Source organism: uncultured Azohydromonas sp. (assembly GCF_937926365.1).
Lineage (GTDB): Bacteria > Pseudomonadota > Gammaproteobacteria > Burkholderiales > Burkholderiaceae_C > Azohydromonas.
The window spans coordinates 1-12847 of record NZ_CALAOH010000072.1; the positions used below are offsets into that span (position 1 = coordinate 1).

Here is a 12847-nt window from a genome sequence, read left to right on the forward strand (position 1 = left end):
ACGAGCTGTTCTACATGGACAAGACCATGATGGTCTTCGGCGACGCCAAGAAGGTCGTGGAGGAGATGGTCAAGGCCGTTGATTGAACGGTTGGCCGTGTAGAGCCGCACCAAGAGTGCAGACGCTTGGGAAATCAAGCGCCGTGGATCTCAGTGGCTTGCTCTGGTGAACCACGGCGATCCGTCGCTTCCCTCGTCACTGACGAACGGCGGTTCGACTTCCAGTGCTTCATCAGGCAGTGCGACGGTCCGTGGAAGTAACGTGCCACCGTTCTCGTTGCGATCCAGACGCTGCTCAACGCGGTCAAGCCGCAGGACGCGCAGCAATGGCCCCGAGTCGATCAGGAAGCTGCCAGATGCTGACAGGGAATGGTTCGCCTTGTCGGCAGATGCCTGCATCAAGTCCGCCCGTGCAGTTGCGTAAAACACTGCCGACCGGGATATGGACCAATCGAAAATTCATGTCACGTAGACCTGAATTATGAGTTTATCTGATTAGGGCTTAACACCTACGATCCTGACATCTCGCGCAATTTCCTCTCCACGGATTGCTTCACGACACCAACAAAGGTGTCGAGTGCTTGGGAGGCGTACTTCCATCAATCGAGGCCGTGGAGCGATCCCGAAGCAACGGATGTCCAAGATGAACAGTTCAACTCAGGCAAGCAGTGTCGTCATTCCCAGCACGCTGCAGGGTCCGGTAGCCAAAGTCCGAACCCTGTTGCCTGGCATGGGGCTGTCGGCCATGGTCGCCATGGCTGCAACGCTCGTCTCGATGCTGCACGGCGGACCTCAATTCCTGTACGCGCTGTTCTTCGGCATTTCTTTGCACTGCCTGAGTGACGATCAGAAGGCCAAAGCGGGTATCGAGTTTTGCGCACGTGGACTTTTGCGCTTCGGGGTTGGCTTGCTTGGTGCGCGGATCACGGCGGGGCAGATCATTGCGCTGGGATGGGAAACGGCGTTGATCGTGATTGCTGCCGTGATCAGCACGATCGCGCTGGCGATCCTGCTGGGACGCCTGCTCGGCATGAGTCGCGCGCAGACCGTGCTGGCAGGCGGTGCAGTGGCCATCTGCGGTGCATCGGCAGCCTTGGCCATTTCTGCTGTCCTGCCGCGCGAGAAGGATGGTGACCGCTTCACGCTGATGGTGGTGGTCGCTGTCACCCTGCTGTCTACCATTGCGATGGTGGTCTATCCGGCCCTGGCCAAGCTGCTGGGACTGTCTCCGGACCAGGCAGGGCTCTTTCTCGGCGGCACCATTCATGATGTGGCGCAGGTGGTCGGTGCGGGTTACACGCTCAGCCGCGAAGCAGGGGATCACGCCACGATTGTCAAGTTGTTGCGCGTGGCGCTGTTGACTGTGGTGGTGGTTGCTGTGGCTTGCGCATTCACCCGACAGCGGCATGAAGCCAGAGCCGCCCGTGCACAAGATCACCGGCCGGCGCGCCAGCCGCTGGTGCCTTGGTTTCTTTGGATGTTCGTCGCCATGGTGATCGCCAACTCGATCGGCATGTTTTCACCAGTCTTCCAGTCCGGTCTCAATGATGCTTCGCGTGCATGCCTCGTGGTAGCGATCGCAGCCCTGGGGATCAAGACGTCGTTCAGTGGCTTGGCCCGACTCGGCTGGCGGCCGTTCATGCTTCTGCTGGTCGAAACGGTGTGGATGGCGGCCTTGGTGCTGGCAATCATCGAGTTCCGAACTGCTTGAACGTTCGGCCGCTCACCACGCCAAGCGGCAGCCGCCGTGCTGGCGGCCGCACGCATGGTGGTCAGCGATGCCTGAACACTGGAGCGCGCTTGGCAAGGAAGGCCTGCATGCCTTCCTTCTGGCCTTCGGTCGCAAATGCGGCCTGGAACAGGCGCCGCTCGTGCAGCACGCCTTCGGCAAGCGGTACTTCCTGAGCCCGGTTGACGGCCTCCTTGGCCAGGCGAACGGCCGGCAGGTTGTAGCCTGCAATCGTGTGCGCCGCCTCCAGCGCCGTCTGCAGAAGCTCGGACGCCGGTACCACGCGGGCGACCAATCCCATGGCTTTTGCTTCTGCGGCGCCGATGCTGCGTCCGGTCAGGATCATGTCCATCGCGAGCGCCTTGCCCACGGCCCGGCTCAGTCGCTGGCTGCCTCCAATGCCAGGCAGGATGCCGAGCTTGATCTCGGGCTGCCCGAACTGGGCATCTTCGCTGGCAATGATGAAGTCGCACAGCATCGCGAGCTCACAGCCGCCGCCCAGTGCATAACCGGCTACTGCGGCGATGACGGGTTTGCCGATGGCGCGCACGGCGTCCCAATCGGCAAACAGATCCTGCGCCTGGAGTTCGGCGAAGCTCTTGTCCGCCATCTCGGCGATGTCCGCGCCGGCCGCAAAGGCCCGTGCACCGCCAGTGATCACGACGGCGCCAATGTTGCGGTCGGCATCGAATTCACGCAGCGCCGCAAGCACCTCGCGGGCGACCTGGGTGTTCAGCGCGTTGAGCTGCTTGGGACGGTTCAACGTGATCAGGCCAACGCGCTCGCGACGCTCCACCAGGATGGTTTCGTACTGGGGCTTGTCGGCGACGGAAACGGGCGTAAGGGTCGTGGTCATGACGGAGTCCTGCTTCGGGGTTGAGCGGCGGCGCCTCATGCCGCCAGGCGCTGCGTGGCAGCGGCGGTAGGTGCAATGGCCTCGTTGCTGCCTTCGGCGCCCGGTACGGCGGCGGCCGCGTACTCTCCGGTGCCTTGCATCAACTCGGCCAGGATGGCGGCGCGGTGCTGATCCAGGCCAGGCGCCTTCAAAGGCGCATGGATGTCCTGCGGGGCGAAGCCGCTCATCTTGATCGGGTTGCCCGCGGTACGGACGGGACGGCCATGTTCACCCTGTACTTGGATGATCATGTCCCGCGCGAGCAGCTGCGGGTGAGTGAAGAGCTTGTCGACGGTATTGATCGGTGCGCAGGGCACCCCGGCCGCTTGCAGGCGCTCTATCCAGTGCTGTTGCGGCTGCGTCCTGGTGACCGCCTCGATGGCCTGCACCAGTGCGGGACGGTTCGTGCAGCGTGCGTCGTTGCTCAGGAAACGATCGTCCAGTGCCATCTGCGGTGCTCCCAGCGCGTCGGCCATCAGCATGAAGAGATGGTCGTTGCCGGCGGCAATGACGAAACGGCCGTCCTGGGCCTCGAAGGTCTCGAACGGCGCCAGCGAGGGATGGCAGTCACCCGTGCGGGTGGGAGCCTTGCCTTCGACGTCATAGCGGGCGAGGGCGGTTTCCAGCAGCGCGGCCTGGCAGTCAAGCATGCCAATGTCCACGCGCGTGCCCTGTGCGTCCTTGGTACGGCGGTACAGCGCAGAGATGATGCCGACGGTGGCGAACAGGGCCGCGCCCAGATCGCCAAAGCTCGTACCTACGCGGGCTGGAGCCGCACCCGGCCAGCCGGTGAGGCTCATCACGCCGCCCATGGCCTGGACCACCATGTCGTAGCCGGGCTGGTCGCTGTACGGCCCGGTCTGTCCGAAGCCGGAAATCGAGGCGTAGACGATGTGCGGATGCGTTTGCGCCAGTCGCTGCGCGCCCAGGCCAAGCCGGTCCATCACGCCGGGCCGGAAGTTCTCCACCACGACGTCGGCTTCGTTAAGCAGGCGTTCGAGAAGCTCGCGGTCCCTGGGACTCTTGAGGTCCAGGGCAATGCTTTCCTTGCCGCGGTTGAAGCAGGCGAAGTAGACCGACTCGCGCTGCGGTCCCTGCCCCAGGAAGGGACCGAAGGCCCGGGTGTCATCGCCGGTGAGCAGCTTCTCGATCTTGATGACACGCGCTCCCAGGTCGGCCAGCACCATGGTGCAGTACGGGCCGGCCAGAACACGCGAAAAGTCGAGCACCGTGATGCCGTCCAGCGGGCCGCGCTTGGCCGGTACTTCTTGAGTCGAACTCATGGGTGATGTCTCCGTGGGTACGTTGAACACGTTGCCGTGTGGACCATGCCGGGCGGCGGCTCAGCGATTGACGTCCACGATCAGGCGGCCACGTACCCGCCCGCCCAGCAAGTCGGGCGCGACGTCCAGAACACGCGCCAGGCCGATCTCTTCGCTGATGGCCTCCAGCCGCTGCACGTCCATCTCGGCCGCCAGGCGCTGCCACGCCTGCTCGCGCTCCTCGCGCGGGCACATCACGCTGTCCACCCCGGCCAGCGTGACGCCGCGCAGGATGAAGGGCGCTACCGTCGCTGGCAGGTCCATGCCCCCAGCCAGGCCGCATGCAGCCACCACGCCGCGGTAACGGGTCGATGCGCACAGGTTGGCCAGCAGGTGGCTGCCCACGCTGTCGACGGCGCCGGCCCAGCGCTCCTTGGCCAATGGCTTGCCAGGGCCGGACAGCGCGGCGCGGTCCATGACTTCGGCGGCTCCCAGTCCGTGCAGGTAGCGCGCCTCGGCGCTGCGGCCCGTGATGGCTACCACACGGTAGCCCAGGCGCGACAGCAGCATGGTGGCCACGCTGCCCACACCACCAGCCGCCCCGCTGACGGCAATGTCGCCCTTGTCAGGCGTCACGCCCAGCCGCTGCAGTGTCATCACGCACAGCATCGCGGTATAGCCCGCCGTGCCCAGCGCCATGGATTGCCGTGGCGTGAGCCCGGCGGGCAGTTTCACCAGCCAGTCGCCGCGCACGCGGGCAACTTGCGACAGTCCTCCCCAATGGCCTTCGCCGACGCCCCAGCCATTGAGCACCACGGTGTCACCGGCATTGAACTTCGGGTGCTGGCTCTCGGCCACGGTGCCCACGAAGTCGATGCCGGGCACCATGGGGAAGCGCCGCACCACGGGTGAGCGCCCGGTGATGGCCAGCGCGTCCTTGTAGTTGAGCGTGGAGTACTGCACCTGGACGGTCACATCGCCTTCGGGCAGCGAATCCATGGCTTGGCGAACCAGCGCCGCGGTCTGTCCGGCGTCGGTCTTGCTGATGAGAAGGGCTCTGAAGTCGGTGGCTGTGTTCATCGGCGTCTCCGTCTGTCTCCTGGGGGTGGATGGGTCGTTCAGTCAAATGCCCGCGGCGATCCAGCGCGCAGCCTTCTCGGCGATCATCAGCGTCGGGCTGTTGGTGTTGCCGCTGGTGATCGTGGGCATGACGCTGGCGTCCACGACGCGCAGGCCTTGCACCCCGATCACGCGCAGGTGCGGATCCACGACCGCGAGCGGGTCGGACATGCGGCCCATCCTGGCCGTGCCCACGGGGTGGAAGATGGTGGTGGCAATGTCGCCTGCCAGGCGTGCGAGCTCTTCGTCGCTCTGGTATTGCACGCCCGGCTTGAACTCCTGCGGGCAGTACTTCGCCAGCGCGGGTTGCGCCACGATGCGCCGCGCCACCCGCAACGAATCCGCTGCCACCTGCCGGTCGTCATCAGTGCTGAGGTAGTTCGGCGCGATGGCGGGCGGCACGGTGTGGTCCGCGCTTCGGATGGCGACCGACCCTCGGCTCGTCGGGTTGAGGTTGCACACGCTGGCGGTAAAGGCAGGAAAGTCGTGCAACGGCTGGCCGAAGGCAGGCAGACTCAGCGGCTGCACATGGAACTGGATGTTCGGATGTCGCTGTCCGGGGTCGCTGCGTGTGAAGGCACCCAACTGCGAGGGTGCCATGCTCATGGGGCCGCTGCGCTTGAGCGCGTACTCCAGCCCGATCGCTGCCCGACCCCACAGACTGTTGGCCATCGTGTTCAGGGACTTCACTCCCCGCACCTTGTAGACCGCGCGGATCTGCAGGTGGTCCTGCAGGTTGGCGCCGACGCCGGGCGCATCCATGCGCACACGCACGCCGTGCCGCTGCAGCAGGGCACCCGGGCCGATGCCCGACAGCTGCAGGATCTGCGGTGTACCGATGGCGCCAGCGCTCAAGACCACCTCGCGCGCCGCCCGCACCAGCACACGCTCGCCGTCGCGCACCACTTCCACGCCAGCACATCGCAACTGCCCCGTGGCATCGCGTTCGATCAGCAGCCGGCACACGTGCGCACGGGTCCACAGCGTGAGGTTGCGGTGCCGGCGCAGCGCAGGCCTCAGGAAAGCCTTGGCCGTGTTCCAGCGCCAGCCGTTGCGCTGGTTGACTTCGAAGTAGCCCACGCCTTCGTTGCTGCCGCGGTTGAAGTCGTCGCTGGCGGGCAATCCGGCCTGCTGCGCCGCGAGTGCAAAGGCGTCAAGGATCTCCCAACGCAACCGCTGCTTCTCCACTCGCCATTCGCCTGCAGCGCCATGGAAACGAGCCACCTCTTCAGTCGAGACATCCCGCAGTTGCTGCACGTCCGGATCCACGAAGTGGTTCACGGGAGCCAGTTGCCGTGGACGCCAGTTCACCTGCGCGTCGAAACGGTAGTTGTTCTCGTGGGCGATGAAGTCCCGCAGCGCCTGTTGCCAGCTCCAGGCGTCCTCGCCGGTAAGCGCAGCCCAGCCGTCGTAGTCGCGTGCCTGCCCGCGCATGTAGATCATGCCGTTGATGCTGGAGCAGCCCCCGAGCGTCTTGCCACGCGGGTAGATCAGGCTGCGTCCATTGAGGCCTGCCTCGAACTCGGTGTTGAAACACCAGTCGGTTCGCGGGTTGCCTATGCAGTACAGGTAACCGACCGGAATGTGGATCCAGGGATAACTGTCCTGGCCTCCGGCTTCCAGTACCAGCACGCGGCGGCTGGGCTCGGCACTGAGCCGATTGGCCAGCAACGAGCCGGCACTGCCACTGCCGACGACGATGTAGTCAAAGGTCAGTGAGCTCATTGTTTAACCGACTCGAAGTACGGATGCGGTTGTCTCGGTACGAGTGTCGATGAGATGTCAACCGGTGCAGTGGGCATGTTCGTGTCTCCGTGAAGGGTGGGCGACGGCATGAAATCTAGGCAGATCCGGTGAGGACATCCAATGAGTTCGAGCGCGGAGCGATATAAGCTTCGCCAATACCGTTGTCCTGCCTTTTTCACCATGAATGCGCGTCTCATCGAACCTCGGCTGCTGCAGGCCTTTGTGGCCGTGGCGCGGGAAGGCAGCGTGTCGCGCGCTGCGCAGAAGCTGTTCCTGAGCCAGCCGGCGGTGAGTCTGCAACTGAAGGAGCTGGCCGAGGCCACGAAGCTGGAGCTCTTCATCCGTACATCGAGTGGCCTGCTGCTCAGCCGCGATGGGGCCGCGCTGCTTGCGCATGCCGAGCGTGCGCTTGCAGGCTTGGCCGATTTCTCGCAGGCGGCCCAGCGCATGACTTCGGGGGTCCATGGGACGTTGCGCATTGGAACGATCCTCGATCCGGAGTTCACCCGACTGGGGGCGTTTCTGCATGAGCTGGTGAGCCTGGCGCCCGAGATCGAGCCCGAGCTGCAGCACGGCACGAGCGGCGTCGTGCTGGCGAAGTTGCTGGCTGACGAGATCGATGCAGGCTTCTACATCGGCGACGCACAGGCCGATGCCGCTGCCTTGGCAACACGCCAGCGCGGCGCTCCCAGCCTGTACAGCGAAGTGCTCACCGAGTTCACGTACCGCGTCGTGGCACCCCCCGGCTGGGGACCACAGGTGCTGGGCAAGGACTGGGCGTCGCTGGTGAAGCTGCCGTGGATCTCCACGCCGCCGCAGTCGGTGCACTCCCGCTTGTTGTCACAGGTCCTGGGTCCACTCGGACTGCAGCAGCATCGCGTTGCCGTGGTCGACCAGGAGCCGTCGATGCTGGCGCTTGTGCGTGCCGGTGTCGGCTTGTCGCTGGCCCGGGATCTCGATGCCCTGCGTGAGAGCCAGAGCGAGGGCCTGGTGGTGGCCGACAAGGTCAGCATTGCCACGGCACTTGTCTTTACCTGCAAGGCCGTTGCACGCGACAAGCCCGTGGTGACCACAGCATGGGACGCGCTGGCCAGGGCGTGGCGGCGCTGACGAGCCATGAAAGCCTGCGCCGCAATGCCGGCATCGCACGAGGCAGACTTCCCTCTCAACGCTGCGCTGCTCTTTTCTGAAGCCACCGGACTCTTTCGGTCAGACGCCGCTGCCACTCCAAGGACAGGCCGGGTATGCGCGCGAGTTCCAGGAGTTCACTCGTGGGAGGCTGATGCAAGAGCTGAATCCGCCAGAACTGGGCTATTGAAAAGCTGCGGTCGTGTCGCTCCAGAAGCTCAATGCCGTCACCCGCTTCAACGAATCCCGGCTCGAGGACTCTGTAGTACCAGCCGGTGATGAATTCCCGTGCCAGGTACATTGATACCCGTTCGATGCCGAAGCGATGGTCGATCTTCCAGCAAGGGCTGCGTGGCTGGGAAACCTGTGCCACGACGCTGCCGATCCGGAAGATGTCCCCGATATGGACATTTTCTTCGGTAAGGTGCGATGCAGATATGTTTTCACCAATACATCCTGGCATGAATGCGTCTGCGCGCTGTGGAAAACTTTCCATCAGGCGTTGGTAATTCTCCACCGCATAATGGTGCACTGCCTTTTCAGGCCCGCCATGGACCCTCTTGTCCGCGTGTTCGTCACCCACAATTCCCTGGGTAGTCACCGCGGCGCGGCCAAGGATTCGCTTCTTGAATATGCCGCTGCGATGGCCCTCGGGCTCGAGATGCCCAGTTCCACCTGCAAACAATGAAGCAACGGTGGACGCGAGTGTGGAAACCATGGTGCAAGCGCTGTCTGCTAGGGGATAGCGTGACTTTACCGGGTGGAAAACATTACATAAAATGATTTTTTGAGATGACACTCATCTTTAATGGTGATGTTGGAGTTCATTCATGGAAATGCGTCAGTTGCAGATATTTTGTGCAGTAGCCGATTACGGGAGTTTCACTGCGGCGGCCGAAAAGATTCATACCGTCCAGTCCAATGTGACGATGCGCGTGAAGGAACTGGAGGCCGAGCTGAATCAGCAACTGTTCGTCCGACAAAAAAGCGGAGTGAGCCTCACGTCGGCTGGTTTGACGTTCCTTGAATACGCACGAAAGATCTTGCAACTGACGGACGAGAGCCGTCATGCGCTGATGGATACCGCGACGCCGGCCGGTTTGTTGAGGCTGGGTTCCATGGAAACCACGGCAGCCATACGTCTGCCAAGAATTCTTTCGAAATACCGGAAGTCGTACCCACAAGTCCAGCTTTCACTGTCGACGGGTACGACGGCCGAGTTGATCAAGGCCGTTGAAAGCCACAAGCTCGATGGAGCTTTCGTGGGCGGCTTTCACCAGAATGCCCTGCTCGAACAGGAGCAGCTTTTCACTGAGGAACTGGTGCTGGTCAGCAGCGACGAGCACGAGTCGTTGTCGGCGCTGGTGGAGCGGATGCCTCAACAGACGGTGCTGGCTTTCCGGGCCGGCTGCTTTTACCGGTCAACGCTGGAGAATTGGTTTTATCAAGTCGGCCTCGTTCCGAATCAGATTCTGGAGCTGGGTACGCTGGACGGCATCCTGTCTTGCGTGGGTGCCGGCATGGGCGTGACTTTGCTGCCCAGGGCCGTCGCGGAAGACCATGGCTCCCGGCATGCGATACGGTGCCATCAGTTGCCGGCCGAGTTCGCCAACGTATCGACGTTTTTCATACGCCGCAAGGATATGTTCGCGACTTCAGCGGTGAGGGTCTTGATCAGCCTCATTCGTGACGAGTTTGGGGCTGCGCGGCAGTGAGGCCGCTGTCGCTTGGCCTGCAGGCCGAATTGCAATGGGGCCGCGTCGTCGGCTTGCGTTGTTGTGGCCGAAACGATGGACCCATCGAGCGGCACGTGACGTTGCCCTGATGCCAATGGCTGCCGCCGGCCTTCCAGGCTCGGCGGCAGAAGTCCCTCGCGCTCAGCGCGCCAGCCACTCGGCGCGGTCGCTCCCGAGCTGGGGCGTCGTCCTGAACCATCGGGGTGGCGTCTCGGACATCTTCAGGACCGGGCCCAGGCTCTTGAGGTCGCCGTAGCAGGTGCCGTCGTCGCACACCGCCAGCGCCTCGAACTCGGTGCCGGTCAGGTGGCCCGGCGCATGGTCGAAGCGGTCCATCAACCCTTGCCGCTGCAGCAGCATGGCGGACTGGCACAGCGAGACCTGCACCCTGTAGCTGCCGCCTTCCCGGGCACGGCGTGCCAGGGCCACCAGGGCACCGAAGGTGCCCAGGAAGCCGGTCAGGAAGTCGCACATGAACACCGGCGTCAGCTTGGGCTGTCCTGCCTTGGTTGCGAGGCCTTGCGTGTGGCAGATGCCCGTGACGGCCTGCGCAACCTGGTCCCAGCCGGCACGGGAAGCCCACGGACCGCCGGAGCCGTAGCAGTTCACGGTCACATGCACCAGGCCCGGCCGCATCTTCACCAGTTCATCGACACCGAATCCGCGGGCTTCGAGCCTGCCCGGGCGGTAACCATCGATGAACACGTCGGCCTCGCGCACCAGTTCCCTCAGCCGCGCCGCCTGGTCGGCCCGATTGATGTCCAGGAAGCAACTGCGCTTGCCATGGCTGGTATCGCGCACGAAGTCCGGTACCTGGGGCAGCGAAGGCGCCGTCACCATCAGGACATCGGCTCCATGCTCGGCCATTCCGATGCCGGCCGTCGGACCGGCCAGGATGCGGGTGAGGTCCAGTACCCGGATGCCGGAAGCCGGTTGCAGGCCGGGGGGCAGCGGCTCGGGATCGCTTTCGGCAATCTTGGTGATCTCGACCACGGGGCGCGATGCCAGGTATGCCCCGTGCGGGTGCTGCAGCCACTCCTGGGGCGTGCGCACCTTCCCTGCGCATGCACGGGCCGCCGCGATGGCGTCTTCGAGCTCGTCGGAGTTCCAGCGGCTCACACCGCGGGCCACATCTTCCGGCGTGCTCTCGCAGTTCAGCACATCCAGCACACGGCGCTCCAGGTGCGGCAGGTTGGTGTGCGGCAACAGCCAGCGTCCGTCGGCGGTCTGCCATGGCTGTGTCAGGGCGACCATGTGTTTCAGAGCCGGCGACACCGGGATGGGCTGGTAATGCCCGCGTGCATCTCGCCTGAGCGTCAGGTGCCCGCCCGACAGCGAGGTCGCTGCGGCCGCACGTACATCGACGCTGACGGACTGCCGGCGCCCCGTGCGCAGTTGCCACAGATCGTTGGCGGCGACACCACGTGCCGCCAGGGCATCCGCAGCGGTTTCACCGATGCGAAAGGGCGATTGGAACAGCGGATCCTCGCCGGTGATGGAGACTTCGCCGGGCGCTGGCTCATCACCGGCACGGATCGCCATCAATTCGGTGAAGGCACCGGTTCTTCCCATGCTGCTGGTGTTCATGCTGCTCACTCCTCAAGTTGACCGTTTATCCAGCCATGCGCGATGCATGGCTGTCGAGTTCCTCAGGCGACGGCCCCGACGGGAAGCCGTTTCGTGCGCTGCGTGGCAAGGGATCCGATGACGCACGCGGCGAAGGCCAGCGGCACCGTGACCAGCGCGGGCGGGTCGATCGGGAACACCGGCTGCGCGTGTCCCAGCACCTTGACCCAGATGGCCGGCCCCAGCACCGTGAACAGCAGCGAGGACAGCAGGCCGACGCTGCCGCCGAAGACGGCGCCGAACGACGTGGTCCTCTTCCAGTAGATGGCCAGCACGAGCACCGGGAACGTCGAGGAGCAGGCGACCGAGAAGGCGAGGCTGATCATGTAGGCCACGTTCTGGCCGCGGAATGCGATGCCCAGGATGACGGCCAGCACGCCGAGCACGACCGTTGCAAGCCGCACGATCTTCATCTCCTCCTGCGAGTCGGAGACGACATGCCGCTTGAAGAGCGCACCGTAGATGTCATGGCTGATCGCGGATGCCCCGGAGAGCGTCAATCCGGCGACCACGGCAAGGATGGTCGCAAACGCGATCGCAGAGACGGCCCCGAACAGGACTTCTCCTCCCAGCAGGTGCGACAGGTGGAGGGCGGCCGTGTTGCCGCCACCGATGAGGGCATTCCTGGCATCGAAGTACTCGGGATGGCCGCGCAGCAGCGTCAGCGCGCCGAAGCCGATGATGAAGATCATGGCGTAGAACGAGTTCATGAACACGGTGGCCCACAGCACGGAGCTGCGCGCGGCCTTGGCGTCAGGCACCGTGAAGAAGCGCATGAGCACGTGTGGCAGCCCGGCCGTGCCAAGCATCAGGGCCATGCCCAGGGAAATGCCCGAGATGGGATCCTTGGCCAGGGCATTCGGGATGAGGATGGCTTCCTGCGCTGGATGGACTGCGACCGCCTGCTGCAGGAGCTCGCTGAAGCTGAAGCCGAACTGCGCCATCACGAGGAAGCAGATCAGCGTGCCCATGCTCAGCATCAGCACCGCTTTCACGATCTGCACCCAGGTCGTGGCCATCATGCCGCCGAAGACGACGTACATGACCATCAACACGCCGACCAGCATGATGGCGTAGGTGTAGTCGATGCCGAAGAGCAACTGCACCAGCTGCCCCGCCCCCACCATCTGCGCAATCAGGTAGAAGCTGACGATGATGAGCGAGGCCAGGGCCGAAAAAACGCGCACGGCACTTCCGCTCAGCTTCGAACAGACCACGTCCGTGAAGGTGTACTTGCCCAGCTTGCGCAGCTTGCTGGCCATGAGGAAGACGACCAGGGGCAGGCCGGTGGTGTATCCGACGGCATAAACCAAGCCGTCGAAGCCGTTGCCGAACACCAGCGCGGTCAGGCCCAGGAAGGCACCGGCCGAAAGGGCATCGCCGGTGATTGCCAGGCCGTTCTGGAAGCCCGAGATCTGGCCGCCCGCGGAGTAGAAATCGCTGGCCGATGTGGTCTTCTTGGCGGCCCACCAGGTGATGCACAGCGTCACCGCGATGACGGCCACGAACAGCGCCAGCGACGTCATGCTGGTGGTCCCTACGGACGACTGCGCTGCCATGGCATCGGTCGCAGCCACGGCCGGGAGGAGTTTGAGCAGGCGTTTCAT

The 12847-nt window shown here is 64.1% G+C and carries 11 protein-coding genes; 3 read left to right on the forward strand and 8 right to left on the reverse strand.

All coding sequences use genetic code 11. The features are described 5' to 3' along the window. Positions 1-149 precede the first annotated feature (149 nt). On the reverse strand, positions 150-398 hold the full coding sequence (locus Q0741_RS07415; protein WP_298232558.1) for a hypothetical protein: 249 nt from the start codon (positions 396-398) through the stop codon (positions 150-152). A gap of 331 nt (positions 399-729) precedes the next feature. Here Q0741_RS07415 and Q0741_RS07420 point away from each other — a divergent pair, with 331 nt between their 5' ends. Further along, positions 730-1710 (forward strand): putative sulfate exporter family transporter, encoded by a 981-nt coding sequence (locus Q0741_RS07420; protein WP_298232591.1) that lies wholly within the window; start codon positions 730-732, stop codon positions 1708-1710. 61 nt (positions 1711-1771) lie between these two features. Here the strand turns inward: Q0741_RS07420 and Q0741_RS07425 are convergent, their stop codons facing one another. The 4 genes from Q0741_RS07425 to Q0741_RS07440 are packed head-to-tail and all read right to left on the reverse strand — an operon-like array spanning position 1772 to position 6729. Beyond that, the gene (locus Q0741_RS07425; RefSeq protein WP_298232559.1) at positions 1772-2584 is read right to left on the reverse strand and encodes an enoyl-CoA hydratase; all 813 of its coding nucleotides are present in this window, start codon (positions 2582-2584) and stop codon (positions 1772-1774) included. 35 nt (positions 2585-2619) lie between these two features. Then, on the reverse strand, positions 2620-3906 hold the full coding sequence (locus tag Q0741_RS07430) for a CoA transferase (RefSeq protein ID WP_298232560.1): 1287 nt from the start codon (positions 3904-3906) through the stop codon (positions 2620-2622). A gap of 60 nt (positions 3907-3966) precedes the next feature. Beyond that, complete coding sequence (locus Q0741_RS07435) at positions 3967-4965, reverse strand: MDR family oxidoreductase (protein ID WP_298232561.1); 999 nt, start codon at positions 4963-4965, stop codon at positions 3967-3969. A gap of 42 nt (positions 4966-5007) precedes the next feature. Continuing rightward, positions 5008-6729 carry a GMC family oxidoreductase gene (locus Q0741_RS07440; protein ID WP_298232562.1) on the reverse strand — a complete coding sequence of 574 codons (1722 nt, stop codon included), beginning with the start codon at positions 6727-6729 and terminating at the stop codon, positions 5008-5010. Between the two features lie 201 nt (positions 6730-6930). On the opposite strand from Q0741_RS07440, the gene Q0741_RS07445 reads away from it, so the two are divergent. Beyond that, positions 6931-7860, forward strand: coding sequence for a LysR family transcriptional regulator (locus Q0741_RS07445; protein ID WP_298232563.1), 930 nt, complete (start codon positions 6931-6933; stop codon positions 7858-7860). A 55-nt stretch (positions 7861-7915) separates the two neighbouring features. Here the strand turns inward: Q0741_RS07445 and Q0741_RS07450 are convergent, their stop codons facing one another. Next, a complete protein-coding gene (locus Q0741_RS07450) occupies positions 7916-8596 on the reverse strand; it encodes an MOSC domain-containing protein (RefSeq protein ID WP_298232564.1) in 681 nt (226 codons plus the stop codon). Positions 8597-8708: 112 nt separating this feature from the next. On the opposite strand from Q0741_RS07450, the gene Q0741_RS07455 reads away from it, so the two are divergent. After that, positions 8709-9593 carry a LysR family transcriptional regulator gene (locus Q0741_RS07455; RefSeq protein ID WP_298232565.1) on the forward strand — a complete coding sequence of 295 codons (885 nt, stop codon included), beginning with the start codon at positions 8709-8711 and terminating at the stop codon, positions 9591-9593. Between the two features lie 162 nt (positions 9594-9755). Here the strand turns inward: Q0741_RS07455 and Q0741_RS07460 are convergent, their stop codons facing one another. Together Q0741_RS07460 and actP are read right to left on the reverse strand one after the other, a co-directional pair. Beyond that, positions 9756-11201: a CoA transferase gene (locus tag Q0741_RS07460; protein WP_298232566.1), complete on the reverse strand. Its 1446-nt coding sequence runs from the start codon at positions 11199-11201 to the stop codon at positions 9756-9758. Between the two features lie 62 nt (positions 11202-11263). Beyond that, the gene (gene actP / locus Q0741_RS07465; RefSeq protein WP_298232567.1) at positions 11264-12847 is read right to left on the reverse strand and encodes a cation acetate symporter; all 1584 of its coding nucleotides are present in this window, start codon (positions 12845-12847) and stop codon (positions 11264-11266) included.

Bases quoted from the DNA above. Each gene is read 5' to 3' on its own strand.
- actP (WP_298232567.1), bottom strand. From the start codon at position 12,847: ATGAAACGCCTGCTCAAACTCCTCCCGGCCGTGGCTGCGACCGATGCC.
- Q0741_RS07445 (WP_298232563.1), top strand. From the start codon at position 6,931: ATGAATGCGCGTCTCATCGAACCTCGGCTGCTGCAGGCCTTTGTGGCC.
- Q0741_RS07425 (WP_298232559.1), bottom strand. From the start codon at position 2,584: ATGACCACGACCCTTACGCCCGTTTCCGTCGCCGACAAGCCCCAGTAC.
- Q0741_RS07415 (WP_298232558.1), bottom strand. From the start codon at position 398: ATGCAGGCATCTGCCGACAAGGCGAACCATTCCCTGTCAGCATCTGGC.
- Q0741_RS07435 (WP_298232561.1), bottom strand. From the start codon at position 4,965: ATGAACACAGCCACCGACTTCAGAGCCCTTCTCATCAGCAAGACCGAC.
- Q0741_RS07460 (WP_298232566.1), bottom strand. From the start codon at position 11,201: ATGAACACCAGCAGCATGGGAAGAACCGGTGCCTTCACCGAATTGATG.
- Q0741_RS07440 (WP_298232562.1), bottom strand. From the start codon at position 6,729: ATGAGCTCACTGACCTTTGACTACATCGTCGTCGGCAGTGGCAGTGCC.
- Q0741_RS07430 (WP_298232560.1), bottom strand. From the start codon at position 3,906: ATGAGTTCGACTCAAGAAGTACCGGCCAAGCGCGGCCCGCTGGACGGC.
- Q0741_RS07455 (WP_298232565.1), top strand. From the start codon at position 8,709: ATGGAAATGCGTCAGTTGCAGATATTTTGTGCAGTAGCCGATTACGGG.
- Q0741_RS07450 (WP_298232564.1), bottom strand. From the start codon at position 8,596: ATGGTTTCCACACTCGCGTCCACCGTTGCTTCATTGTTTGCAGGTGGA.
- Q0741_RS07420 (WP_298232591.1), top strand. From the start codon at position 730: ATGGGGCTGTCGGCCATGGTCGCCATGGCTGCAACGCTCGTCTCGATG.